The organism is Gluconobacter sp. P1D12_c (genome assembly GCF_018812105.1).
GTDB classification, from domain to species: domain Bacteria; phylum Pseudomonadota; class Alphaproteobacteria; order Acetobacterales; family Acetobacteraceae; genus Gluconobacter; species Gluconobacter oxydans_A.
The window spans coordinates 1-569 of record NZ_JACSIQ010000213.1 but is presented as its reverse complement, the minus strand read 5'-3'; the positions used below and the strand labels follow the sequence as shown (position 1 = coordinate 569).

The 569-nt window shown below is 55.1% G+C and carries 1 protein-coding gene; it reads left to right on the top strand.

The window, feature by feature from the left end:
* Positions 1–194 precede the first annotated feature (194 nt).
* Positions 195–569 (top strand): recombinase family protein (locus KP705_RS16400; protein WP_215765020.1); only part of this gene is annotated, 375 nt, incomplete at its 3' end.

Sequence of the window (569 nt, the reverse complement as noted above, 5' to 3'; positions counted from 1 at the left end):
GCGAGAGCTTCACGGGTCAGAAGACGGCGCCGCGCCATGATCGGATGTCTCCTTCATGTGTCCGGAAGGGGATCGTTGGACGGACTGTCCCGGACAAGTGCAACACGTCATGGAATACAGCCGTGTGCTGTGTCTCATAAAGGTGGTACCATATGTTTTGCAGTCATGGGGCCTTATACGTTACACTTTCCCGTATGACACACATAATGATCGGCTATGCCCGCTGCTCGACGGACAAACAGGATCTCGCGGCCCAGCATCAGGAACTGCTCAAACTCGGTGTTTCTGCCGATCGTATTTACACCGACAAGGGCTTCACCGGCACGATCCTGGWAAGGGCCGGCCTTGACCAGGCACTGGCGGCTGTTCGTAGTGGCGATACTTTGGTCGTACCAAAGCTTGATCGACTGGCCCGCTCTGTCCCTGATGCACGGCTTATTGGCGACAGCCTGGCATCCCGTGGCGTGAAGCTTCAACTTGGGAACAGTATTCACGATCCGTCTGATCCAATGGGCAAGTTGTTCTTCAACATCCTTGCGACTTTCGCGGAGTTTGAAGCCGATCTGATC